General features: G+C 70.6%; 24 protein-coding genes. 9 read left to right on the top strand and 15 right to left on the bottom strand.

The annotated features are described in order from the left end of the window. Positions 1–23 precede the first annotated feature (23 nt). The 3 genes from K0817_RS12825 to K0817_RS12815 all read right to left on the bottom strand — a co-directional run bounded on the left by K0817_RS12825 (position 24) and on the right by K0817_RS12815 (position 3,715). Positions 24–1,229, bottom strand: a complete 1,206-nt coding sequence (locus K0817_RS12825; protein WP_219981895.1) for a homoserine O-acetyltransferase — start codon at positions 1,227–1,229, stop codon at positions 24–26. Between the two features lie 57 nt (positions 1,230–1,286). Beyond that, positions 1,287–2,312 carry a DUF2332 domain-containing protein gene (locus tag K0817_RS12820; protein WP_253735369.1) on the bottom strand — a complete coding sequence of 342 codons (1,026 nt, stop codon included), beginning with the start codon at positions 2,310–2,312 and terminating at the stop codon, positions 1,287–1,289. An 80-nt stretch (positions 2,313–2,392) separates the two neighbouring features. After that, entirely contained in the window at positions 2,393–3,715 is a 1,323-nt protein-coding gene (locus K0817_RS12815) for a bifunctional o-acetylhomoserine/o-acetylserine sulfhydrylase (RefSeq protein WP_219981894.1), read from the bottom strand. Positions 3,716–3,847: 132 nt separating this feature from the next. Here K0817_RS12815 and K0817_RS12810 point away from each other — a divergent pair, with 132 nt between their 5' ends. From K0817_RS12810 to K0817_RS12795, 4 genes are read left to right on the top strand one after another with little or no spacing between them, the layout of a single operon-like run. Further along, positions 3,848–4,633: an SDR family oxidoreductase gene (locus K0817_RS12810; RefSeq protein ID WP_219981893.1), complete on the top strand. Its 786-nt coding sequence runs from the start codon at positions 3,848–3,850 to the stop codon at positions 4,631–4,633. Continuing rightward, complete coding sequence (locus K0817_RS12805; protein WP_219981892.1) at positions 4,630–5,490, top strand: metal-dependent hydrolase; 861 nt, start codon at positions 4,630–4,632, stop codon at positions 5,488–5,490. Before K0817_RS12810 ends, K0817_RS12805 begins: the two co-directional genes overlap by 4 nt. A 43-nt stretch (positions 5,491–5,533) precedes the next feature. Next, entirely contained in the window at positions 5,534–6,283 is a 750-nt protein-coding gene (locus tag K0817_RS12800; RefSeq protein ID WP_219981891.1) for a uracil-DNA glycosylase, read from the top strand. 9 nt (positions 6,284–6,292) lie between these two features. Next, the gene (locus tag K0817_RS12795) at positions 6,293–6,907 is read left to right on the top strand and encodes a GNAT family N-acetyltransferase (protein ID WP_219981890.1); all 615 of its coding nucleotides are present in this window, start codon (positions 6,293–6,295) and stop codon (positions 6,905–6,907) included. Here K0817_RS12795 and K0817_RS12790 read toward each other — a convergent pair whose 3' ends face one another. From K0817_RS12790 to K0817_RS12755, 8 genes are all read right to left on the bottom strand, one after another. After that, positions 6,908–7,375 carry a protealysin inhibitor emfourin gene (locus K0817_RS12790; RefSeq protein ID WP_253735368.1) on the bottom strand — a complete coding sequence of 156 codons (468 nt, stop codon included), beginning with the start codon at positions 7,373–7,375 and terminating at the stop codon, positions 6,908–6,910. It abuts the gene before it with no gap. After that, positions 7,347–8,423: a M4 family metallopeptidase gene (locus tag K0817_RS12785; RefSeq protein WP_219981889.1), complete on the bottom strand. Its 1,077-nt coding sequence runs from the start codon at positions 8,421–8,423 to the stop codon at positions 7,347–7,349. Before K0817_RS12785 ends, K0817_RS12790 begins: the two co-directional genes overlap by 29 nt. 67 nt (positions 8,424–8,490) lie before the next feature. Then, positions 8,491–9,336 (bottom strand): ABC transporter ATP-binding protein, encoded by an 846-nt coding sequence (locus K0817_RS12780; RefSeq protein WP_253735367.1) that lies wholly within the window; start codon positions 9,334–9,336, stop codon positions 8,491–8,493. Continuing rightward, positions 9,333–10,121: an ABC transporter ATP-binding protein gene (locus K0817_RS12775; protein ID WP_219981888.1), complete on the bottom strand. Its 789-nt coding sequence runs from the start codon at positions 10,119–10,121 to the stop codon at positions 9,333–9,335. The genes K0817_RS12780 and K0817_RS12775 overlap by 4 nt, the downstream gene beginning before the upstream one ends. Further along, a complete protein-coding gene (locus K0817_RS12770; RefSeq protein ID WP_219981993.1) occupies positions 10,118–10,969 on the bottom strand; it encodes an ABC transporter permease in 852 nt (283 codons plus the stop codon). Before K0817_RS12770 ends, K0817_RS12775 begins: the two co-directional genes overlap by 4 nt. Positions 10,970–11,088: 119 nt before the next feature. Next, entirely contained in the window at positions 11,089–12,039 is a 951-nt protein-coding gene (locus K0817_RS12765) for an ABC transporter permease (RefSeq protein WP_219981887.1), read from the bottom strand. After that, positions 12,036–13,547 carry an ABC transporter substrate-binding protein gene (locus K0817_RS12760; RefSeq protein ID WP_219981886.1) on the bottom strand — a complete coding sequence of 504 codons (1,512 nt, stop codon included), beginning with the start codon at positions 13,545–13,547 and terminating at the stop codon, positions 12,036–12,038. The genes K0817_RS12765 and K0817_RS12760 overlap by 4 nt, the downstream gene beginning before the upstream one ends. A 195-nt stretch (positions 13,548–13,742) precedes the next feature. After that, positions 13,743–14,708 carry an alpha/beta fold hydrolase gene (locus tag K0817_RS12755; RefSeq protein WP_253735366.1) on the bottom strand — a complete coding sequence of 322 codons (966 nt, stop codon included), beginning with the start codon at positions 14,706–14,708 and terminating at the stop codon, positions 13,743–13,745. Positions 14,709–14,769: 61 nt separating this feature from the next. On the opposite strand from K0817_RS12755, the gene K0817_RS12750 reads away from it, so the two are divergent. The 4 genes from K0817_RS12750 (at position 14,770) to K0817_RS12735 (ending at position 17,211) form a co-directional block, all read left to right on the top strand. Beyond that, a complete protein-coding gene (locus K0817_RS12750; RefSeq protein WP_219981884.1) occupies positions 14,770–15,279 on the top strand; it encodes a carboxymuconolactone decarboxylase family protein in 510 nt (169 codons plus the stop codon). Beyond that, positions 15,276–16,025, top strand: coding sequence for a tyrosine-protein phosphatase (locus K0817_RS12745; protein ID WP_253735365.1), 750 nt, complete (start codon positions 15,276–15,278; stop codon positions 16,023–16,025). Before K0817_RS12750 ends, K0817_RS12745 begins: the two co-directional genes overlap by 4 nt. Positions 16,026–16,098: 73 nt before the next feature. Continuing rightward, the gene (locus K0817_RS12740; RefSeq protein WP_219981883.1) at positions 16,099–16,575 is read left to right on the top strand and encodes an SIP domain-containing protein; all 477 of its coding nucleotides are present in this window, start codon (positions 16,099–16,101) and stop codon (positions 16,573–16,575) included. Positions 16,576–16,644: 69 nt separating this feature from the next. Next, entirely contained in the window at positions 16,645–17,211 is a 567-nt protein-coding gene (locus tag K0817_RS12735; RefSeq protein ID WP_219981882.1) for a hypothetical protein, read from the top strand. Here K0817_RS12735 and K0817_RS12730 read toward each other — a convergent pair. The 4 genes from K0817_RS12730 to K0817_RS12715 all read right to left on the bottom strand — a co-directional run bounded on the left by K0817_RS12730 (position 17,187) and on the right by K0817_RS12715 (position 21,414). Continuing rightward, positions 17,187–17,645 carry a Fe-S oxidoreductase gene (locus tag K0817_RS12730; protein WP_219981881.1) on the bottom strand — a complete coding sequence of 153 codons (459 nt, stop codon included), beginning with the start codon at positions 17,643–17,645 and terminating at the stop codon, positions 17,187–17,189. The two genes, K0817_RS12735 and K0817_RS12730, sit on opposite strands and share 25 nt — an antisense overlap. Further along, positions 17,642–18,463, bottom strand: coding sequence for an arginase family protein (locus K0817_RS12725; protein WP_219981880.1), 822 nt, complete (start codon positions 18,461–18,463; stop codon positions 17,642–17,644). The genes K0817_RS12730 and K0817_RS12725 overlap by 4 nt, the downstream gene beginning before the upstream one ends. 88 nt (positions 18,464–18,551) lie before the next feature. Continuing rightward, positions 18,552–19,289, bottom strand: coding sequence for a PspA/IM30 family protein (locus tag K0817_RS12720; protein ID WP_219981879.1), 738 nt, complete (start codon positions 19,287–19,289; stop codon positions 18,552–18,554). A gap of 106 nt (positions 19,290–19,395) precedes the next feature. Beyond that, positions 19,396–21,414 carry a TPM domain-containing protein gene (locus tag K0817_RS12715; protein ID WP_219981878.1) on the bottom strand — a complete coding sequence of 673 codons (2,019 nt, stop codon included), beginning with the start codon at positions 21,412–21,414 and terminating at the stop codon, positions 19,396–19,398. Positions 21,415–21,608: 194 nt separating this feature from the next. On the opposite strand from K0817_RS12715, the gene K0817_RS12710 reads away from it, so the two are divergent. Beyond that, a complete protein-coding gene (locus K0817_RS12710; protein WP_219981877.1) occupies positions 21,609–22,451 on the top strand; it encodes a DUF3097 family protein in 843 nt (280 codons plus the stop codon). The last annotated feature ends 34 nt before the right edge of the window (positions 22,452–22,485 follow it).

Below are 22,485 nucleotides of genomic sequence, written 5' to 3'. Positions count from 1 at the left end.
GCATGGCTCGACGGCGACGAGGCTCAGCTCTCGAGCAGGCGCCGGATGTGCCCGCCGACGGCGTGCGTCTCGATGAGGAACCCGTCGTGGCCGAAGTCGCTCGTCAGCACGACCGAGCGGTCCCCGTCGAGCGTGTCGCGGATGCCGCGCGCGATGCGATGCTGGCCGTCGATCGGGAACAGGCGGTCGCTGTCGATGCCCAGGACGAGGGTCGTCGCGGTCACCTTCGCCAGGGCATCCTCGATGCCGCCGCGATCGCGGCCGACGTCGTGCGAGTTCATCGCTTCGACGAGCGTGACGTACGAGTTCGCGTCGAAACGGCGCGTGAACTTGTTGCCGTGGAAGTCCAGGTACGACTCGACGGCGAACCGGCCGCCGTCGCCGAGCGGGCTTACGCCGGACTGCCACGTGCGCTGGAACCGCTGGTTCAGCTCGGTCGGTGAGCGATAGTTCAGCAGCGCCATACGGCGCGCGAGAGCGAGGCCGCGAGTCGGGCCGTCGCCGTCGGGGGAGTCGTAGTACCCGCCGGACAGGAACCGCGGATCGATGCGGATCGCCTCGATCTGCACGGAGTTCAGCGCGATCTGGTCGGCTGTGTTGACGGGAGGTGTCGAGAGGATGCCCACCCGCGCCACGCGCTCGGGCAGCCCGGCAGCCCACTCCAGCGCATGCATGCCGCCCATCGAGCCGCCCACGACGGCCGCCCACACGTCGATGCCGAGCGCGTCGGCCAGCCGTACCTGCGCGGCGACCTGGTCGCGGATCGTGAGGTACGGGAAGCGCGCGGCCCACTCGTAGCCGTCGGGAGCGATGGATGCCGGACCCGTCGACCCCTGGCATCCGCCGAGCATGTTCGGCGCGATCACGAACCACCGGTCGGTGTCGATAGGAGCGCCGGGTCCGACGATGTCGTCCCACCATCCGGACGTCGCGTGCCCCGCGCCGGCAGGGCCGCGCACGTGGCTGTCGCCGGTCAGAGCGTGCAGCACCAGCACCGCGTTGTCGCGCGCGGAGTTGAGCTCGCCCCACGTCTCGTACGCGAGGCGGTAGGCGGGAAGCTCGCTGCCGCCCTCCGTCCGGAACGATCCGAATGCGGCGAACTTTCGGTCACCCGGCGGGTCGCCGTCTCGCCACGCGCCCGTGGCCGGCGGGCGGCCCAGCAGCTGGCGGGCGTCGGCCTCCGTCACCGGCGCGCTGGGCACCGTGTCTTCGGAGGTCTGCCAGTCCATCCGCCCATTCTCTCGTCTTCCCTCTGGAGAAAGGGGTCTGTTACGCGGGGCGGCGAGTCACGTTCGGAACGGCGTGGTGTCGTAGACCGCTCCGTGGGGGCCCACCAGCGCGACCGGAGCGCCGTCGCGGGACTGCACGAACCGCGGACCCACGTCCGATCCCGGTGGCAGCAGCGCGTCGATACGGGGGAAGACGCCTGTCGATTCGTTCGACAGCCAGACGACCTTCCGCCCGATCGCATCCCCGAGCCCTCGCATGATCGTGGCGAACGCCTCGCGACCGTCGGCGTCGAGGTAGAGCAGCACCGCGCTGTGGAACACGACCAGCGTGGCACCGGCGGGTGCGGTGGCGGCGGCATCCGTCACCGTCTCGATCAGGTCGCCGCGGATGATCTCGGGAGGGTCGGATGCCGCCACCGCGGCGGCCGCGCGCAGGCGGGCGACCCGCGCGTCGTGGTCGGGGCCCGGCCAGATCAGCGTCGCGAGCCAGTCGATCGCCTCGGGGTCCCGCACATCGATGGGCGAGAGGTCGATGCCGCGACGCCACACCACGTGCGGCAGCCGCTCGGGCACCGACGAATCGTCGTCGACGCGACACTCCAGGCGGACGGGTGAGGGGCCGTCCTCGGGCTCGATGCGACGGACGCCACCAGGAGCGTCATAGGCGTAGCCGTAGCGGTCGGGGTACAGGCACAGGCCTGCAGCCGTGCCGACCTCGAGGAGGGCGACCGGCCCGTCGATACGCGAGAGCTGTGGCAGGAACGTCGCACAGCGGTTGGCCTCGTTGGTCTGGGTCGCGCGCGAGGAGCCGATCTGGATCACCTCGTCCCAGTGCGCGTCGAGCCACTCGCGCCACTGCGTGAAGGGCGCCAGGGGAGCACCGGCCCACCGTGCGGCGGCGAACAGGAGGTTCGGCTGCTGCTGACGCCGCGGGAGGGTTGCAAGGCGGCCCGGCAACGAGGGGTCGGCGCCGATACCGATGGACCACTCCTCGTACAACGGTGAGGTCCCGTGCGCCCAGCTGCGGCCGAAATCGTCGTAGATTCGCGCGATGCGCGCAGCGTCGTCGTCGTGTGCGGCCACGTCTTCACCTTATTCCGACACGCAGAACGACGGATGCCGCAGCCCGTGCGGGCTGCGGCATCCGTCGTCGATCGCACGAATCAGGCGCGCGCGGCCTCCGACACGCGACGGGCCACCTCGAGCGCCTGCTCGAGGTCGGCCTTGAGGTCGTCGATGTTCTCCAGACCGACGGACAGGCGCACGAGACCCGGTGTCACGCCCGTGGTCAGCTGCTGCTCGGGCGTCAGCTGCGAGTGCGTCGTCGAGGCGGGGTGGATGACGAGCGAGCGCACGTCGCCGATGTTGGCGAGGTGGCTGAACAGCTCGAGCGAGTTGACGAACTCACGGCCGGCCTGGACGCCGCCCTTCAACTCGAACGACAGGACCGCACCGACGCCCTTGGGGGCGTAGTTGTTCGCGGCCGCGTACCACGGCGACGTCGGCAGGCCCGAGTAGTTCACCGAGGCGACGTCGGGCTGGTTCTCGAGCCACTCCGCGATTTCCTGGGCATTCTGCACGTGACGCTCCACGCGCAGCGACAGCGTCTCGATGCCCTGGATGAGCAGCCACGCGCTGTTGGGCGAGATGGCCGCACCGAGGTCGCGAAGCAGCTGCACGCGCGCCTTGATGATGTAGGCGAGGCCGTCGCCCACGGCGGCGGTGTACGACGCACCGTGGTAGGACGGGTCGGGCTCGGTGAGGCCGGGGAACTTCTCGACGTTCTTCGACCATTCGAAGGTGCCGCCGTCGACGATGATGCCGCCGATCGTGGTGCCGTGGCCGCCGAGGAACTTGGTGGCCGAGTGCACGACGATGTCGGCGCCGTACTCGAACGGGCGAATCAGATACGGCGTCGCGATCGTGTTGTCCACGATGAGCGGCACGCCGCTCTCGTGCGCGACATCGGCGACACCGCGGATGTCGAGCACGTTGATCTTCGGGTTGCCGATCGTCTCGGCGAAGAAGAGCTTGGTGTTCGGGCGCACCGCGTGGCGCCACTCCTCGAGGTCGTCCTGGTTCTCGACGAAGGTGACCTCGATGCCCAGCTTGGCCAGGGTGTACTTGAAGAGGTTGTACGTGCCGCCGTAGATCGAGCTCGACGAGACGAAGTGGTCGCCGGCCTGAGCGATGTTGAGGACCGCGAACGTCGCCGCCGCCTGGCCGCTGGCCAGCAGCAGGGCACCGGTGCCCCCCTCCAGGGCCGCGAGGCGTTCTTCGACGACCGCCTGTGTCGGGTTCTGGATGCGGGTGTAGATGTTTCCGAACTCGGCCAGCGCGAAGAGGTTGGCCGCGTGATCGGCGTTGTCGAAGACGTACGACGTGGTCTGGTAGATCGGCGTCGCGCGAGCCTTCGTCACCGGGTCGGGCTGGGCCCCCGAGTGGATCTGCTTGGTCTCGAAACGCCAGTTCTCGGGTGCGGACATGGCCTTCTCCTGCGTGATCGGATGCCGGAGGCACCTGCCCCCAGCCGTGTCCGAGGTTACGGAGCGTGCCAGGCCATGCCAAGGCCGTGGACATGCGGCGTAACGTCACATCGGACGGGCTACCGTGGAAGCATGGCGACCAGACGTGCAGTGGTGACCGGAGCGAGCTCAGGAATCGGCGAAGCCGCGGCGCGGGCGTTGCGCGGCTCGGGATGGGACGTCGTCGCGGTCGCGCGGCGCGCCGATCGGCTCGCGGCACTCGAGGCCGAGGTCGGCGCCGTCGCCTACGCAGCCGACCTGACCTCCGACGCCGATGTCCAGGCGCTCACGGCGTTCCTGGCGGGCGGGCCGGTGCACGCCCTCGTCCACGTCGCCGGGGGCGCGCGCGGCGCCGACCGCGTGGAGGACGGCCGGGTCGAGGACTGGCAGTGGATGTTCGACGTGAACGTGCTGTCGGCTCAGCGCCTCGTGGCGGCGCTGCTGCCGCAGCTGCGCCAAGCCGCGGCATCCGACGGTCACGCCGACACCGTCTTCGTCACCTCGACCGCCGCGCAGACCGCATACGCCGGCGGTGCCGGCTACAACGCGGCCAAGGCAGGGGAGTCGATGCTGGCGCACGCGTTGCGCCTCGAGCTCAATGGGGAACCCATCCGGGTCGTGGAGGTCGCTCCGGGCATGGTGCACACGCCCGAGTTCACCGTCAACCGGCTCGGCGGCGACGCCGTCGCGGCCGAGCGCGTGTACGAAGGCGTCGAGTCGCCGCTGACGGCGGAGGACGTGGCGGATGTCATCGCTTACGCCCTCAACGCGCCCGGACACGTGAACCTCGACCTCATCACCATGCGCCCGGTGGCGCAGTCGGCGCAGCATCTGCTGGCACGCGGACCGCTGCGCCCTCGCGGCGTGGAGGCTTCGTGATCCCGGCGACGGTCGTGACCTACCCGGGCGGCGCGACCACCTCGCGGGGCACCGTGCTGCACGTCGCGGATGCCGGCGACGGCCGCACGGCGGTGGTGCTGGACACGACCGCCTTCCACCCCGTCGACACCGCGTGGCCCGACCAGCCCGCCGATCGCGGCGCGCTGGTGGCGGGGAGTGTCGAGATCCCGGTCGTCGATGCGGTCGTGGGCGCGGTTCGCGACGGGGAGCTGCTGATCGGACGTGACGTTCCCGTGCGTACCGGCACGCCGGGATGGACGTTCGTCGTCGCGCACGTGGTGGACGGGAACCCCGTCGCTGCGGGCGACGAGCTCGAGGTGCGGGCGGACGCTGCCTTCCGTGGGGAGCTCTCGGCCGGACACACCGGATGCCATCTCGCCGCTCTCGCCCTCGATGCGGCGCTGGCCGGCGCGTGGCGCAAGGACGTTCCGGTCGATGCGCTCGGTGCCCCGGGCTTCGACGCGCTCGCGATCCAGGAGTCGCGCATCCTGCCGCTCGGTTCGCGAGATGTGTACCGCATCGGCAAGTCGCTGCGCCGCAAGGGATTCGACCCCGCGGCGCTCGACGACCTCGACGGCCTCGCCGCCGGCGTGAACGGCCGACTGGCGGAATGGATCGCCACGGGCGCGCCGGTGCGCATCGAACCGGACGGCGATACGCTCGCGGACCGCCGCACGTGGGTGTGCGAGCTGCCCGGCACCGCTGCACGCATCCCGTGCGGCGGAACTCATGTGGCCTCGTTGGGCGATCTCGATGCGGTGACGGTGGCGTTCACCTCGACCGCGGTCGACGGGGCAGTGGAGCTCGTCATGACGACCATGGTGACGCGGGCATGACGCACGCGGCAGGGGGTCGCCGGCGAACTGCGGGAGCGCGGCCGTGGCGATGACGCTTGCGGAACTGGCCGAGGCGGGCCTGATCGATGAGGGCTGGGCCGATGCGCTCGCGCCCGTCGCCGCCGACATCGCAGCGATCGGCGAGCGACTGCGCGCCGAGGTCGCCGCCGGCAGGCGCTACCTACCGGCCGGTGACCGGGTGCTGCGTGCGTTCCAGCGGCCGCTGGACGACGTCAAGGTGCTGATCGTCGGGCAGGACCCGTACCCGACGCCGGGGCATCCGATCGGACTCTCGTTCGCCGTGGACGCTCACGTGCGCCCGCTGCCGCGCAGCCTCGCCAACATCTACCAGGAGCTCGAGGCCGACCTCGGCATCCCGCGAGCGCCGCACGGCGACCTCTCGGCCTGGAGCGATCAGGGTGTCATGCTGCTCAACCGCGTGCTGACGGTCGCGCCGGGGGCCCCGGCATCCCACCGGGGCTGGGGCTGGGAGAAGGTCACCGAGCACGCGATCCGCACGCTGGTGGCGCGCGACAGGCCGCTCGTCGCGATCCTGTGGGGGAGGGATGCCGCCGGCCTGCGCCCGCTTCTGGGGTCGACGCCGATCATCGAGTCGCCGCATCCGTCGCCACTGTCGGCCAGTCGAGGGTTCTTCGGGTCGCGGCCCTTCTCCCGTGCGAACGCGCTGCTCCTCGAGCACGGCGGCGACCCCGTCGAGTGGACGCTGCCCGCCCTGCCCGACCCGCGGGAAGCGCCCGCGGCCACACCCGTCGTCGGCGTGCCGCCCGCGTAGGCTGACGGCATGCTCGAGGAGGAATACGACAGGGACCGGCGGTCGCTGCCTCGCCACCTGCGCCGGCAGCCCGAACCCGAGCGGCCGTTCGCATTCGCGATCCGTCCCGTCGAGGACGCCGACATCCCCGACATCCGCGAGATCTACAACCACTACGTCACCAACTCGGTCGTCACGTTCGACGAGGACATCTGGTCTATCGCGCAGTGGCGGGACAAGCGCGACCAGCTGCAGCGTCTCGGTCTGCCGTTCCTCGTGGCGCACTCGCCGGCCGGTCAGGTCCTCGCCTACGCCCTCGTCCAGCCGATGTCGAGCAAGTCGGCGTACCGGTACTCGGTCGAGAACTCGATCTACCTGGGCCACGCGGCCACCGGCAAGGGCTTGGGCCGGGCGCTGCTCGAGGCGCTGATCCGGGCGTGCGAAGAGGCCGGAATCCGTCAGATCGTCGCTGTCATCAGCGACAAGGGCGCCGAGGGCTCGGTCGCGCTGCACGAGAAGCTCGGCTTCGTCGAGGTCGGCCGGATGGGACGCGTCGGTTTCAAGTTCGGCCGGTGGCTGGGCACCATCTACCTGCAGAAGTCGCTCAAGCCCGCGAAGAAGAAGTCGGGCCGATCGGGTCGCTGATCAGCGCTCGCGCGACTCGGGGCCCTCGTCGCGTCGGCCCCATTCGCGCACCGCGTCGACCAGCTCGCGCCACGCGCCGGTGATGGCGTCGTCGGGCAGTTCGGCCTCCTTCGTGAACGCGCCCGACCAGCTGGCGCGGATCCACCACACGAAGCCGTCCGGCACCGGATCGCGGTCGGCGGCGATGGGTGAGGGCGTGACGGGCTCGCCGGTGGATGGCGCCGGCGCTTCATCCCACGGGCAGCGATCGAGGAGAGAGATCCACTCGGATGCCTTCTCCGGCGGCGGCTGGGCCGTCCAGTGCCGCGTCATGCCGGCGAATCCGCCGGTGCGCGCGACGTCGACCTCGATCGGCGCCGCGGCCTTCGTGGCGTTCGAGTCCGGTGCCTGAGAGGGTGTCGCGTCGCCGTTCGGCGCGTCGCCCTCTGGCGGCTCGCCCTCAGCTCGGGGTGTCTGGTCGCTCCTCATCGTGCATCACGCCGACGCCTGTCCACCCGGCGCGGACGGCGTCGACCTCCTCCGACTCCTCACCGTACTCCGCGACCGCCGCCGCCACGGTGGCCCGTGCGAACGCGGCGAAGTCGGCGGTCGACGAAAGGGTGCCCGACGTGATCGTGCGGTACCAGATCAGTCCTGCCCGCTCCCACGCGCGGCCGCCCAGCGCGGTGGCGGTCAGATAGAACGCGTGGTTCGGGATGCCGGAGTTGATGTGCACGCCGCCGTTGTCGTCGCGCGTGTCGACGTACGCGTCCATGTGGGCCGGTTGCGGATCCTTGCCGAGCACGTCGTCGTCGTACGCGGTGCCGGGCGCGGCGAGCGAACGCAGTGCGGCGCCCTGGACCGCATCGGTGAAGATGCCCTCGCCGATGAGCCACGACGCCTCCGACGTCGTCTGGCCGAGGTGATGCTGCTCGGCCAGCGCACCGAAGACATCGGCGACCGACTCGTTGAGCGCGCCGGACTGGCCCCGGTAGAGCAGGCCGCCCTCATCTTCGATCACCCCGTGCGCGAGTTCGTGCGCGATCACTGTCAGCGAGCCGGTGAACCCCGAGAACACCTCCCCGTCGCCGTCGCCGAACACCATGCGCTCGCCGTTCCAGAACGCGTTGTCGTAGTCGCGGCCGTAGTGGACCGTCGCCAGCAGGGTGCCGCCGACGCCGTCGAGACTGTTGCGTCCGAACGCATCCCAGAGGAGATCGAACGTGGCCCCCAGGCCGTCGAACGCCTGGTCGGCGGCGGTGTCGCCCGTCGGCGGACCGTCTTCGCCGCGAACGCGGACCCCGGGCAGGACTTCGAGCCGCTGCGCGTCCGAGATCTCCCGGTCGGGTGCCGGCGTCGTCTCGGCCACGAGCGTGCCGGGGTCTTCGATCGACAGCCGCAGCCGCGACCTGGTGGGTCGGTAGTCGCGAGGGGTTGCGAGGGTCGAGCGTGCGGCTGCGGCGGCGCGTTGCCATCCTGGCTCCTGCACGGCGGCGATGCGGGCGAGGAGGTAGGGAGGGACGATCGCGGGGGCCATGCTCCGAACCTAGCGCCGGCCGCCGACGCCCGGCATCCTCTCGGCAAGAGGAGGCGGAAGGGGCGGTTCAGGCGGATGCGCCGGGGTCGATCACGGGGATCGAGGCGAGCAGCCGCCGTGTGTACGAGACCTGCGGCTGAAGCAGCACCTTCTCAGTCGGGCCCTCCTCGAGGATGCGGCCGTCCTTCATCACGACGACCTCGTCGCACAGGTTCTGCACCACGCCGATGTCGTGCGAGACCATGAGCAGCGTCAAGCGGTCGCGTGCGCGCAGCTCACCCAGCAGCTCGAGGATCTGCGCGCGCACCGTCACGTCGAGGGCGGACAGCGGCTCGTCTCCCACGAGCAGTCGCGGCCGGTGCACGATGGCCCGCGCGAGGGCGATCCGCTGCCGCTGACCGCCCGAGAACTGGTGAGGGAACCGCTCGGTCATGCCGGCCTCCAGGCCGACGTCCTCGAGCACTTCGCGCACCCGTTCGCGCCGGCCGTCGCCGCCCTCCTCGCCGTCGCCGCCCAGCCCGAGCGCCCACAGCGGCTCGCCGACGATGCGGCCCACGCTCATGCGCGGGTCCAGCGACGCGTAGGGGTCCTGGAACACGATGCCCGTCTGCCGCCGCAGCCAGTGCAGCGAGCGGGCTGGGGCAGAGGCCTCGACCACCCGCCCGTCGAACTCGACGGTTCCCGCGGTCGGGGCATCCAGTCCGAGCAGCAGCCGCACGAGGGTCGACTTGCCCGACCCGGACTCGCCGATGACGCCCACCGCCGTGCCCTCCCGCACGTCGATGTCGGCGTCTTCGAGCGCGGTCGTGTGGATGCGGGGTCCGAGCAGTCGAGCCTTCGGCGCGGGGTACCGCCGTGTCAGCCCGCGCGCCCGCATCAGCGGCGGTCGTGCACCGGGATCGAAGGCACTCATACCGTGCCTCCCGGGCGCCAGAGCGTGGCCGTGGCATCGCGGAGCAGACCTTGCGTGACGACGGATGCCGGAGCCGTGAGCAGCTGCGACACAGCGGCGTCCTCGACGACACGGCCGTTCTCGAGCACGATGCCGTGCGTCGCGATCTGCGACAGCACAGCCAGGTCGTGGGTGATGAAGACGAGCGACATGCCGTCGTCCTCGACCAGCGAGAGCAGGAGGTCGAGAATCTCGGCCTGGATCGTGACGTCCAGCGCCGTGGTGGGCTCGTCGGCGATGAGAAGCCGCGGCCGGCACGCCAGTGCCATGGCGATCGCGACCCGCTGGCGCTGTCCGCCGGAGAGCTGATGGGGGTAGCGCGCGACGACCCGCTCGGGTTCGGGCAGCGCGACGCGCGCGGCCTCGGCGACGGCGCGAGCCGCGGCATCCCGTTTCGACAGGCCCTCGTGAATGCGGACGGACTCGGCGATCTGCCGGCCCACCGTGCGGATCGGGTTGAGCGCCGTGCGCGGCTCCTGGAACACGATGCCGACCTCGTCGCCGCGCAGCTCGGCGAGCTCTCGGTCGGGCAGGCCGAGGATCTCGCGGCCGTTCCAGCGGACGCTGCCGGTGGCGTGGGCGCCGTCCGGAAGGAGCCCCAGGATGGCCAGAGCCGTCACCGACTTGCCCGAGCCCGACTCCCCGATGAGGCCCACGCGCGCGCCATCGGGCACCGCGAACGACACGCCGTCCACGACACGGCGGCCGCCGATCTCGATGGTGAGATCCTGCACCTCGAGGCTCACGACACGACCTCCGGGATGTGCAGGCGCGCGCGGCGCGTCGCGAACGGGCTGCGCGAGAGCGTGGGGTCGGTGGCCTCGCGGAGGCCGTCGCCAAGAAGGTTGAGCCCCAGCACGGTGAGCGTGATCGCAAGACCCGGCCACACGACAGAGAGCGGATGCACCGTGATGAACTGCTGCAGCTCTGCCAGGAGCAGTCCCCACGAGGGCTGTGTCACGGGGGCTCCGAAGCCGAGGTAGGACAGTCCCGCCTCGGCGAGCACGGCCACGGCCATGCTCCACGACAGCTGCACGATGAACACCGGCGCGACGTTGGGGAGCAGATGACGCACGAGGTTCTGCGCCGGCGTCAGGCCCGACGCCCGCCCGGCCAGCACGAAGTCGCTGTGCAGCACGCGGCGCAGCTCGGGGCGCGTCACGCGGGCGATGTTGACGCCGAAGCCGATGCCGACCGACCAGATGACGACGCCGAGCGAGCCGCCCCACACCGCCGAGATCATCATCGCGATGATCAGCACCGGGAACGCGATGAGGATGTCCACGAGCACCGCGACCGATTCGCGGACCCACCGCACGGTGAGTGCGCCGAGGGCTGCCAGGGCGACGCCGATGATCGTCGCGACGATGCCCGAACCGACGGCGACCAGCACCGTCGTGCGGGCGCCCGCTATGAGCAGGCTCAGGATGTCGCGGCCCGACGCGTCGGTGCCGAGCAGGTGCGGCGAGCCCGGCGGAGCCCAGCGGTTGGAGATCTCGACCTGCTGCGGATCGAACGGCGTCCACACCACGGCGATGGCGGCCGTCACCAGCACGACGGCCACGACGATCAGCCCGAACCGCCCGGTGGACATGCCCCACAGCCGGCGCAGCCACGCCGCGCGGGTGCGTCGACGGGCGGGTCGGCGCGGAGCGGAGGCATCCGTCCCCGTCGTTTGCGCGTCGACGGCACCGGAGGTCGTGTGCGCCCGGGTCATGCGGCCTCCCGCTGCCGGGGGTCGATGACGCGGTGCACGAGGTCGACCACGAAGCCGACGATCAGCACGAAAGCCGTGAGGGCGAGCAGCTCGCCCTGTACCTTCGGCAGGTCGCGGGCACTCACATCGGCGACCAGCATGCGGCCGATGCCGGGAAGGGAGAAGAGCTGCTCGATGACCACCGCGCCCACGATGATGCCCGCCACCTGCAGACCGAGCACCGTGATGATCGAGAGGCCGACGACCGGCAGACCGTGCCGGATGAGCGCGGTGTTGCGGGTCAGGCCCTTCGCCGCCGCGGTGCGGACGAAATCCTGGCCCACGGCCTGCAGGGTGGCACTGCGCACGAAGCGCAGCAGCATCGCTCCCTCCACGATCCCGATCGTGAGCGCCGGCAGCAGCAGTGCCCGCAGGGCCGCCCACGGCTCCTGCCAGCCGGCACGGGGAAAGCCCTGGGCGGGCAGCCACCCGAGCCACACCGCGAACACGACGACGAGCATCATGCCCGCCCACACGACCGGCACCGCGGCGAGGGTCTGCGCCCCCACGCTCAGCGCGGTGCCGTCGCCGCGGCCGCGGCGCAGGGCCGACAGCACGCCGAGGGGCACGCTGATGAGCACGGCGATGAGGAGGGACAGGATGCCGAGCGGCACGGTCACCTGGGCCTTCTCTGCCAGCTGGTCGACCACGCGTGATCCGGTCAGGAGAGAGGTGCCGAGGTCGCCGCGCAGCACACCGCCGATCCAATCGAGGTATTGCGTGGGGAGTGGCCGATCCAATCCGAGCCGTTCCCTCACGGCGGCGAGCTGTTCGGGCGTGCTGTTCACGCCCGCGATCAGCTGCGCGATGTCGCCGGGCAGCACACGGAGGGTGAGGAAGATCACCACGCTGGCGACGAACAGCCCGAGCAGAAGCAGGGCGAATCGAGTCAGCGCGTACCGGATCACCCGTCGCTCTTGGCGATCTCGGCGAGGTTGAGGCGCTCGTTCACGTTGATCGCGGGCATACCCGAGATGTTAGTCCCGACAGCCACGACCGAGGCGCCGTTGTAGAGCCAGTCCGCCGCGGCGTCCTCCGAGACCAGTCGCGCGGCCTCGGCGAGGAGGTCCGCCGCCTCGGACTCGTCCGTCGCGGCGAGGGAGTCGGCGTACAGCTCCTGAACCTCGGGGTTGTCGTAGGTGAAGTAGTAGTCCGGGTTCGCCCAGTTCTCGAAGTCGCGCGCCTCGGTGTGCAGGACGAAGCTCAGCTCGTAGTCCTGGTTCATATAGACGTCGTTGAGCCAGGTCGGGAAGTCGACCGACTCGACTTCGAGCGTGATCCCCACCTCGTTGAGGTCCGACACGAGAACCTGCGGGATCGTGGTCGGGTAGAAGTTGGGGATCGTGAGGGTCAGCTCCAGATCCTCTTCGCCGGCCTCCTCGAGAAGAGCGCGCGCCGCCTCGGGGTCGTACGGGGCCACGTCCTCGAGATTCTCATGGCCCGGATCGAGTTCGGGGATGGGGCCGTACAGGGTCTGCCCGGCGCCGAGCGCCTCGACGAACGAGTCGTGGTCGATGGACTGGCGGATGGCCTGCCGCACGCGTTGGTCGGCGAGTGGGCCGGAGGTCTGGTTGAAGGCCAGCGTGCCCTTGTCGGTGGACTGACCGAGCACGAGCGCGAAGTCGCCCGTCTCTTCGATCTGCTCCTTCAGGGTCGCGTCGAAGCCTGTCACCACGTCGATCTCGCCCGCGAGAGCCGCGTTGAGGGCTGCCTGATTGTCAGGGATGTAGTCGAAGACCACCTCCGCCACGCCGGCCGGCTCGCCCCAGTACGCGTCGTTGCGCGCGAAGACGATGCTGTCGCCCTCTCGCCAGTCATCGAGCACGAAGGGCCCGGTGCCGTTGGCGCCGGTCTGGTAGTCGACGGTGTCGCCCTCTTTCAAGATGATCCCGGCGCGACCGGTGAGATTCCACAGCAGGCTCGAGTCGGGTTCGGCAAGAGTCAGGGTGATGTCCTGGCCTTCGGCGGCGATCGTCGTGACGTTCGCGAGGCGCGCCGAGTCGCGCCACTCCGGCGTGTTCTTGCGGGTCGTCAGCGACCAGACCACATCCTGCGGCGTCAGCGCCTGGCCGTCGTGGAAGGTCACGCCCTCGCGCAGGGTGAAGGTGTAGGTCAGTCCATCGGGCGACACGTTCCAGTCGCTCGCGAGGGCCGGCACGATGTCCTGCTCGGGCGTGCGCGCGACCAGGCCCTGGTAGATGTTGTCGACGAGGATCTGATCAAGCGCCGCGCCCGCGGTCTGACGGATGTCGAGGTTGCTCGGCTCGAGGACGAGCCGGATCGCGACGGATGCGTCGGGGTCGGGTTCGCCGGTCGGAATGGACGTGCTCGGCTCCGTCCCGCCGCTGCAGGCGGTCAGGGCGAGAACGCCGGCGGCGAGGAGGGCGGTCGCGGAGAGGCCGGTGCGGCGGAGCATGGGGGTCCTTTCGAACGGATCCCGCGGGCTGAGCGGGAACGGGTGCACGCGATGGGACGTCGCGGCGGCCGGTGCGATAGTCCAGCCTAGGGATATCGCGGCCGGGTTCGGGTGCGTGCGACGTGGAACGCAACCGAAGCGTTAGTGGGCCCTTGCGCGTTCACGGGCGCGCCGCGTGGTCGCAGGCACTGCGCGTCATTGCCTGCCGGGTGCGCTGGCGACCGTGCGCAGGCGTTCCCCGAGCTCGACAGGGATCTCTTCCTGCACGTTGTGCCCGGCCGGGACGGCGACGATGGATGCCCCGGGAATGCGTCGCGTGAACTCCTCGGCGTCGTCGTCGGTGACATAGCCGCGCTCGCCGCGGATCAGAGTCGTCGGCGCGGTCACCGCGGCGAGGTCCTGCCAGCCCGCCTCTCCTAGGACAGCCGAGACGGCGTCGTCCTGAGTCGGCTGCTCCGTCGGCCCGCCGGCGGCCGCACCGGCCGCCGCGTTGGCCAGGTGGGCGAAGTGGTGCTTCCACTCGACCCGCCCGTCGGGGCGGACCCGGGAGTTGAAGTACACGCCGCGCTCGACCTTGCGCCGGGTGCCGCCGCCGAGACCGAACGCCAGGGCCCGATCTACGAGCTCGTCACGGGATGCCCAATCCACCGGCCCGGCGAAGAACTCGCGGATCTGCGTCGGCCCCGCGTTCGAGTCGAGTCCGGGCGTGATGTCGATGACGACGAGCTCGCGCACGAGATCGGGTCGCGCGGCAGCCACCGCCGCCGCCGTCAGGCCGCCGAGGGACTGCCCGACGAGCACCTGCGGCGCCCGGGTCCAGGCATCCATTCCCGCTGCCACATCGGGGGCCATCACGCGGCCGACGTAGGCGGCGTCCTCCCGCCACGACGAGTCGCCGTGGCCTGGAAGGTCGATCGCCAGCGCCGGCAGTCCCAGGGCGAGGATCGTGGTGTCCCACGTGTGGGCGTTCAGCCCAGCGCCGTGCAGAAACGTCACGACCGGCTCGTCGGGCCCGGAGGGAGGTGAATAGCGCAGGGCGCTCAGCGTTCTGCCGTCGGACAGCGGCAGCGACAGGCGCTCCCCACGGGGGACCGGGCGGTCGATGCCGGCCTCCGCTGCCTGATCCGCAAGAAACGAGAACTCATCGGTGGGTTCGCTCACCCGCTCATTGTCGCTCACTCGCCCACGCCCCAGGCCACCGTTGCGTGGGTAGTCTGGCGCCATGACGGAAGAACACCGCGTCCATCTGTCGCGTTCGGCGCCACCGGCCTATAAGGCGCTCGCGGCCGTGTCGAAGACCGTGGGTGAGCTCGCCGCGGGCAGCGGAGTGGACGATCGGCTCAAAGAGCTCGTGCAGATCCACACTTCGCAGCTCAACGGCTGCGCGTACTGTGTGCGCGTGCACGTCGAGCGGGCGACGGCGGCCGGCGTCTCGGCGGACGTGATCGCGCAGATCGCGGTGTGGCGCGACTCCGGTGTCTTCTCCGAACGTGAGCGCGCGGGCCTCGAGCTCGCCGAGGCGTACGTGTACATCCACGAGGACGGCATCCCCGACGACGTGTACGACCGCGTCGGAGGAGTCCTGAGCGAGCAGGAGTACGTGGCGCTCAGCTGGATCCTCGTCGCGATCAATGCGTTCAACCGCATCGCGATCGCCGGCCGGTACAGCGTCCCGCCGCGCGACGACCTCGCCGGCGAGGACCGCGACGCCGCATCGGGTGCCGCCTGGTGACCGACCTCTCCGCTGCGGCCGGCCCGCCGGTGGACCCGGTGGTGCCAGGAGCGGTGAATCTGCGCGACGTCGGCGGACTCCCCGCCGGCGCGGCCATGACCCGTCACGGGGTTCTGTATCGCTCCGGCAACCTGGCACGACTCGATCCTCACGGCACCCGTGCGCTGGGCGAACTGGGATTGCGACGCATCATCGATCTGCGTGCCGACGACGAGGTGCGCTACGAGCCGAGCCGCATCGACGGCATCGAGGTGGTGACCCAGCGCGTCCCGCTCTTCCTGGGGTCGGTGGAGTCCTTCTTCCGCGATGACATCAGCCTCGATGAGATGTACCGCCGGCTCATCGAGGACTCATCGGCCGGCGTGGTCGAGGTCGTGCGCGGCATCCTGGCCGACCAGCCCGTGCTGGTCCACTGCACGGTGGGCAAGGATCGCACCGGTGTGACCGTCGCCCTCGCTCTCGCCGCGGCGGGGGTCGATGCCGAGGCGGTCGTGGGGGACTACGCGCGAACCGAGGCGCTCCTGCCCCAGGCTCGCAACCGCCGCATCGTCGAACTGCTCCGATCGATGCATCCGGAAGCCGTGCACCTCGAGGATCTCGCCACGCGCTCTCCGGCCCCGGTGATGCGCGCACTCCTGGACGGCGTGGTCACCAGCTATGGCTCGGCGGCCGACTACCTGCGCGCGCACGGTCTCACCGACGACGAGCTCGCCGAGCTGCGCCGTGTGCTGCTGCGCGATGCGTGAGCCTGCCGCGGAACGTTACCTCTTTTGACGATGAGGTAAGGCAACCCTTCATCGCGGGTATAGTGGAATCGTCATGGCCCACATCACCGAGCTTCAGAAGGTCGAGCACAGCGCATCGGCGTGCCGCTCGTCGCGGCACACGCGCGTGCAGCACCTGATCACCGCCGACGAGTCCTCGCTCGCCGAGCTCGAGGCGATGCTCGCGACGCTGCCGATCTGCTCGACGGGACGCGTGTTCGTCGAGATCCCGGATGCCTCGTGGCAGGGCGAGATCACCGCTCCCAGTCGCATGGTGGTGACGTGGCTCGACCGCTCGCAGCGCAGTGGTGCGCCGGGCACAGGTCGTGGCTGCGCGTCGGGCGAGGCGCTTTCTCGCGCGGTGACAGCGTGGGCGGACGAGATGCTGTGTGCCGAAGACGACGAGACCCGCATCCACCTGCTGGGCGGCTTCCTCGGCACCGCCGACATCTTCGATCACCTCGTCGGCATGGGGATTCGCCGCGACGCGATCAACTCTCCCGAGCAGTACGGCCTCACGATCGCTCACTGATCCGCGGCGGTCCGCAGGGAATCCGCGTCGATCCGCAGTGTGGGCTGGCGAGTCGATACAGTCATGCCCATGACGCAGTCCGCTGCCCTCTCGCCACCGTCCGTCGCCGATCCCCGGGATCTGCGCATGCCGACGTGGGTCATCGTGTGGCTCGCGATCTCGGCCGTCATTCAGACCTACGACGCCTGCTATGTGCTGCTGGGTCCGCTCTCGCACGCGGGAGGCCCTCTCGAGCCGCTCTGGCCCGGTCACGTGTTCTACGGCACGTTCGACCACCGCTACGGGCAGTTCGACGCTTTCGGCAGTGCCCAGAGCTGGGCGAACCTCGTCGAGGTCGTCGTGATCGTGTGGGCGCTGTTTCACGCCAAGCGCTGGTCGGGTGTCGTGGTCGGGCTGATCGTGACGGTCGCGACCTTCTGGAAGACGGTCATCTACTTCCTCGTCGAGGCCTCCAGCGGGCTCGAGATGACGCGCCAGTCACTCGAACGCGGCGACATCCTCGGGTTCCTCTTGGTCGCGGTGCTGCCGAACCTGCTCTGGATCGCCTTCCCGCTCGCTGTCGTGATAACTCTCGGACGGCAGGTGTTGCGGGTCGGGCGCGTGATGCAGAATCAGGCCGTGCCGCGCGGCACGTAGTTGCCGTCCTCCAGGCCCGCCTCGATCTCGAACCGGTTGCGCAGCGGGTTGCGCCCGGCGAGCGTGTACAGCAGCGGCATGAGGATGCCGTAGCGCTGCCATTGCCGCTTGTGGACGGCCTCGTGCCGCAGCAGGCCTCGCGAGATCCGGCCATCGCCGGTGAGGAAGCATCCGCCCACGCAGACCCCGCCTCGCGGGTACGTCCAGCGCGGCATCCCGCGGAAGACCCATAGGCCCTCGCGCTTCTCGACGCGGCCGGTGCTCCACATCGACCCCCACACCCAGCCGACGGTGCACCCGTACCAGTACCCCACGCGGCTGATCGGGGAGTCCAGCAGTAACGGCGGGATGAGCCGGTCGATACGGCGGCCGCGCTCGAGAGCTCGCTCCGCGACGGCACGCCAACCCGGGGGTGGAACGGGCAGCGGACTCACGCCAGTGCTCCGACGACGCGCAGGATCGCCCCCAGGTCGTCCGTCGCCGATGCCGGTGACGCCGGCGAGTAGCCGGCCAGCGAAGCTCCCACGAGGGGCACAAGCGCCCTCAGTGCCGCGATCGCGGCAGTGAGCTCCGACACCGTGATGCCGAACGGCTCGGGATGCGCGTTGCCCGCGAGCTCGGCAGGATCGAGCGCGTCGACGTCGATGTGGATGTACACCGCATCCGCGCCGGTCGCGGCCACCGCGGTGGCAAGCGCATCGGGATCGCGCAGAGCGTCGACGGTGAGCGCCGCGATGCCCAGGCTCGCGACCGCCTCGAGCTCGGCCTCGTCATACGACCGCGCCGCGCCGATGATGACGCGGTCGGATGCCACGGTGCCCGGCTCGAGCAGCAGCCCGGGGTCGCCTTCGCCGAGCACGGCGCGCAGCACCATGCCCGCGAACGCGCCGGACGGCGAGGACTCGGGGGAGTTGAGGTCGGGGTGGGCGTCGATCCACACCACGGCCAGGCCCGGGGTGCGCCGCGCGGCATGCGCGATAGGCGCGAGCGCGATGCCGCAGTCGCCGCCGATCGTGAGCACCGGCTCCTCGTGTCCGTCCAGCGCCTCGGCGACGAGCGAGCGCACGCGCTGCAGAGCGCTGAGGCGATGGATGCCGCTGCCCAGTCCTTCACCGGCCTCCATCGGCACGTCGAGGATGGTCGTGGCCGAGCGTGGCAGGTCACCGGCGATCGCCTGTGCACCGTCGATCAGCTGCATCGCACGCGACGAGGGACTGCCCTGCCACTGCGGCACCACGAGGTATCGCGTCATCTCCTCATCCTCCCGTACGCCGAACCGCCGCGGAACGCATCGGGGCGCCGCGTCCGAAGACGCGACGCCCCGATGGGGTACGCACGGCTCAGTTGCCGATGGCCGCCTGCGGCGTGCCGCCGGTCTTCAGCGCGGCCAGCCGCGCCTCGACCTCGGTGAGCTCGCCCACGTCCTCAAGCTGGTTGAACTGCGCGTCCAGCGACGACGCCGCCAGCTCCTGCTTGCCGGTCGCCAGTGCCTCCTGGCGACGCACCTTGTCTTCGAAGCGCCCGAGCTCGCTCGTCGGGTCGAGCACGTCGATCGACCGGACGGCGTCGTGCACCTTGGTCTGCGCCTCAGCGACCTTGGAGCGCGCGAGCAGCTCGGTCCGCTTGGACTTGAGCTGCTCGAGCTTCTGCTTCATGCCGTTGAGGCCGTCTTTGAGCTTGGCGACGACCTCGTTCTGCGCGGCGATCGTCGGAGCGATCGCCTTCGCCTCGTTCTCTTCGCTGATCTGACGCTGCAGCGCGATCTTCGCGAGGTTGTCGAACTTGTCGGCGTCGGTCGTGTTGCCGGCCGTCCGCAGCTCGTCGGCCTTGCGGCTCGCGGCGAGAGCCTTGCTGCCCCACTCGCTCGCCGCCTGGAGGTCTTCCTGGTGGTCGCGCTCGAGCAGGCGCAGGTTGCCGATCGTCTCGGCGATCGCCGACTCGGCGTCGGCGATCGAGTTGGTGTAGTCGCGGACCAGCTGATCGAGCATCTTCTGCGGGTCCTCGGCAGAGTCGAGGAGCGCGTTGATGTTCGCCTTCATGAGGGTCGAGATGCGACCGAAGATGGACTGCTTCGCCATCGTATTTCCTTCCTTGTCGGACAGAGTCGTGGTGTTGAGGTTCAGGATGCCGCGGCCTGCGCGGCGGGATGGTCAGGGGCGTGTGCGCCTCGTCGTGCACGCAGGTTCAGAAGCGACCACCCCCACGACGGGCGCGTGTGCCGCCGCCGCCGAAGCTGCCGGGACGGAAGCCGCCGCCGCCGGACGAGCCGCCGCCGAACATGCCGCCGAGGCTGCCCGAGCCGCCGGACGAGCGTCCGCCGCCGAGCATGGAGTTCAAGACGATTCCGCCGAGCACGGCACCCAGCATGCCACCCCCACCCGATGACTGACCGCCGCCGAACATGCCGCCGCCCCCCGCGCCGCCGAACGCGCCGACATCGCCCTGTGCGAGCTGGATCGCGAGCCCGGCGAGCTGGTCGGCCCGCTGCGCGTGCTGCATCGCCTGCTCGGGGTCGCCCGACTGCAGTGCCTGCGCGCGGGCGAGCGAGGCGCCGGCCTCGGCGAGCCGCGTGCGGGCCTCGGCGCCTACCGCACCGCGCCGGGCCGTGATGTAGTCCTCGGCGGTCGACACCTGCGCCTGCGCCTGCAGGATGACCTGCCCGACCATCTGGCGCGCGCGGTGCGATTTGGCCTCGGCATCGCGCACGCCTTGCGTGAGTGCGTCGATCTGCGTGTTCGCCGCTTCGAGGCTCTGCAGTGCCACGAGGGGGCGCTTCGCCGTGCCCGTCAGTTGCGCCCGCGCTGCGTCGAGCTGCTGGCGAGTCGCCGCGAGGACGCCGGCGACGCGGCCATCGGAATCGGGGAGAGCGGATGCCGCTGCGATGTCGCTCTCGAGTTCGGCGACCAGCGCCGCAGCGCTGCGTTCACCCTCTGCCAGGTCGCTCGCGAGCTTGCTGATCGCATTCTCGAGCAGTTCGGCCTGACCGACCGCCTCTTCGGCGGCGCGGATGCCGACGGCTGCCTGCCCGCCGTCACCCGTGCCGATCGCGGCTTGCGCGGCGGCGAGCTGCTCATCGGCGAAAGCGAGCCGCTGGCGCGCCTGCTCGGGGTTGTCGGCGACCGTGGCCAACGCCTCGGGTGCGTACGAAGACTGCAGGGACTGCAGGCGTGCGGCGGCCTCGTCGAGCGCTTCGGCCGCCTTCTGGCGCTCCGCGTTGACGTGCGCGAGGGCTTCGGGGGCGTTCTGCTCCAGCTTGCGCAGTTCGTCGAAGGCAGCAGCCCTCTCGTCGAGGAGGGCGTTGGCTGCCTCGCAGAGTGCGATGATCTGCCCGTTCCAGGCGCGCGTGTCGGCCTCGGCGTCGGGTGTCGCGTCATCGAGCTGCTGCTTGATCGAGAAGGCCTCATCCAGGCTCTGTCGTGCGGTGGCGAGAGCCGCCTCGAACTCGGCGGTGGCGGCATCGCCGAACTGCGCCTTGGCGAAGCCCAGCTCCTGGGCGCTGGTCTTGAGCGCATCGTCGGTCTCGACCAGAAGGGACGCGGCGCGGCGCTCCAGGTCTTCGATGCTCGGCTGCGGCGCGCCGCCGGGACCGGCGGGGACGGCCTTGCGCCGCCGTCGCAGGAACATCACGAGCAGCACGATGCCCACGATCACGACGACGATCACGAGTAGCCACGTCAGCCACGAACCGCCCCCTGTGGCGTCGGATTCGTCGCCTCCCGACGCGCCGCCCGCGGCGGCGGTGATGCCGTCGGCTGCGGCGGTCGCCGCACCCAGCCAGTCGTCCTGCTGCAGGGCGGGCTGGACCCGCTCCTGCTCGATCGCGCCCAGTTGCTCCTCGGTGAGGGGCCCGGCGGAGTCCCCGGAGAGGTAGTACTGGCGGCCATCGGTCGACACCGCGAGCAGGTACTGGGTGACGCCGAGCCCGTTGTCTTCGGCCGTCTTGTTGGCCCAGTCGGCCGAGTTGGCCGGGTCGGTGAACTGATCCACGTACACGACCCACAGGTCGAGGCCGGTATCGGCCTTCAGGCGTTCCAGGCGTCCCTGAGCCGCGGATTCCTCGCCGGACGAGAGCACTGCGGCGTCGTCCAGCACGTAGCCGGAGCCGAGCGCCACGGGGGGAGTGGCCAACGCAGCCGAACTGCCGAAGATCATCGCGGTGACCACCGCAGCGACCATCAGCGCTGCAGCTCGTCGCCGTCGCATCGATCCCCCTCTGGGAAGCCCGTTCCCCTCCCGCGAGTCTATTCAGACGCGGTCATACGACGGTAGCCTGCCCCTCCCTCCCGGGGTGTGTGTTCGCCGAGAACGTACCTGGTCGGCGGGTTTCGCTGGTCCGAGCGGGTCGCTCCCGCTGCCCCGCACCATGGCGGGTAAGGTTTCCGATCCGGAGGATGACGATGAAAGACCGCTACGGTGTCGATGTACTGGCGACCGGATGGCAGGGCCACGGCCGGCGGGAGCTCCCACGGGTCGCAGCATCCGGCGAACTCGTCGTCGAGGTCGCCGACGACGGATTCTGCGGCGCCGTCGTGGGCGTGTCGTCTGGTCTGGTCGAGCTCGAAGATCGCCACGGCCGGCGGCGCATGTTCCCGCTGGGTCCCGGGTTCCTGGTCGAGGGCAGCGATGTCGTGCTGGTGGCGCCGTCGGCCGCACCGGTTCAGAGCGGACCGCGGCGCACGGCATCCGGATCGTTCGCCACGGCCGACGCCCGTGCCCGCACGGCGCGTGCGAGCCGGATCCTCGTGGAGGGGCGTCACGATGCCGAGCTCGTCGAGCGCGTGTGGGGCGACGATCTGCGTGCCGAGGGCGTCGTCGTGGAGTACCTGCAGGGCATCGATCTGCTGGATGCCGCGCTCGCGGAAGAGCCGCCCTCTCGAGAGCGCCGGTACGGCGTGCTCGTCGACCACCTGGTGCCCAACTCGAAGGAGTCCCGCATCGCCGACGCGGTCTCGCGCGGGCCGCACCGCGCCCACGTCCTCATCGTCGGTCACCCGTGGATCGACGTCTGGCAGTGCGTCACCCCGCGCGCGGTCGGCATCGAGCGCTGGCCCGAGGTGCCCCGCGGGATCGAATTCAAGGTCGGCGTGTGCCGTGCGCTCGGCTGGCCGGCGCGCGATCAGGCCGATCTCGCCCGCGCGTGGCAGCGCATCCTCGCCTCGGTGAAGTCGTACCGCGACCTCGAGCCCGCCTTCCTCGGTCGCGTCGAAGAGCTCATCGATTTCGTGACCGCACCGGCCTGACGCACCCGCCGCCGTCGTCGTCGCCGTGGCGGGC

It is taken from the genome of Microbacterium sp. HD4P20 (genome assembly GCF_019449275.2).
Lineage (GTDB): Bacteria > Actinomycetota > Actinomycetes > Actinomycetales > Microbacteriaceae > Microbacterium.
Note: the sequence above shows the minus strand (reverse complement) of the source record. Positions and strands in the feature narration are given on the sequence as shown.

Excerpts from the sequence above, each read along its gene's own strand:
- K0817_RS12750 (WP_219981884.1), top strand. The coding sequence starts at position 14,770 with ATGACGGAAGAACACCGCGTCCATCTGTCGCGTTCGGCGCCACCGGCC.
- K0817_RS12815 (WP_219981894.1), bottom strand. The coding sequence starts at position 3,715 with ATGTCCGCACCCGAGAACTGGCGTTTCGAGACCAAGCAGATCCACTCG.
- K0817_RS12735 (WP_219981882.1), top strand. The coding sequence starts at position 16,645 with ATGACGCAGTCCGCTGCCCTCTCGCCACCGTCCGTCGCCGATCCCCGG.
- K0817_RS12785 (WP_219981889.1), bottom strand. The coding sequence starts at position 8,423 with ATGGCCCCCGCGATCGTCCCTCCCTACCTCCTCGCCCGCATCGCCGCC.
- K0817_RS12810 (WP_219981893.1), top strand. The coding sequence starts at position 3,848 with ATGGCGACCAGACGTGCAGTGGTGACCGGAGCGAGCTCAGGAATCGGC.
- K0817_RS12770 (WP_219981993.1), bottom strand. The coding sequence starts at position 10,969 with ATGTCCACCGGGCGGTTCGGGCTGATCGTCGTGGCCGTCGTGCTGGTG.
- K0817_RS12825 (WP_219981895.1), bottom strand. The coding sequence starts at position 1,229 with ATGGACTGGCAGACCTCCGAAGACACGGTGCCCAGCGCGCCGGTGACG.
- K0817_RS12795 (WP_219981890.1), top strand. The coding sequence starts at position 6,293 with ATGCTCGAGGAGGAATACGACAGGGACCGGCGGTCGCTGCCTCGCCAC.
- K0817_RS12725 (WP_219981880.1), bottom strand. The coding sequence starts at position 18,463 with ATGACGCGATACCTCGTGGTGCCGCAGTGGCAGGGCAGTCCCTCGTCG.
- K0817_RS12710 (WP_219981877.1), top strand. The coding sequence starts at position 21,609 with ATGAAAGACCGCTACGGTGTCGATGTACTGGCGACCGGATGGCAGGGC.
- K0817_RS12790 (WP_253735368.1), bottom strand. The coding sequence starts at position 7,375 with ATGAGGAGCGACCAGACACCCCGAGCTGAGGGCGAGCCGCCAGAGGGC.
- K0817_RS12720 (WP_219981879.1), bottom strand. The coding sequence starts at position 19,289 with ATGGCGAAGCAGTCCATCTTCGGTCGCATCTCGACCCTCATGAAGGCG.
- K0817_RS12760 (WP_219981886.1), bottom strand. The coding sequence starts at position 13,547 with ATGCTCCGCCGCACCGGCCTCTCCGCGACCGCCCTCCTCGCCGCCGGC.
- K0817_RS12780 (WP_253735367.1), bottom strand. The coding sequence starts at position 9,336 with ATGAGTGCCTTCGATCCCGGTGCACGACCGCCGCTGATGCGGGCGCGC.
- K0817_RS12715 (WP_219981878.1), bottom strand. The coding sequence starts at position 21,414 with ATGCGACGGCGACGAGCTGCAGCGCTGATGGTCGCTGCGGTGGTCACC.
- K0817_RS12740 (WP_219981883.1), top strand. The coding sequence starts at position 16,099 with ATGGCCCACATCACCGAGCTTCAGAAGGTCGAGCACAGCGCATCGGCG.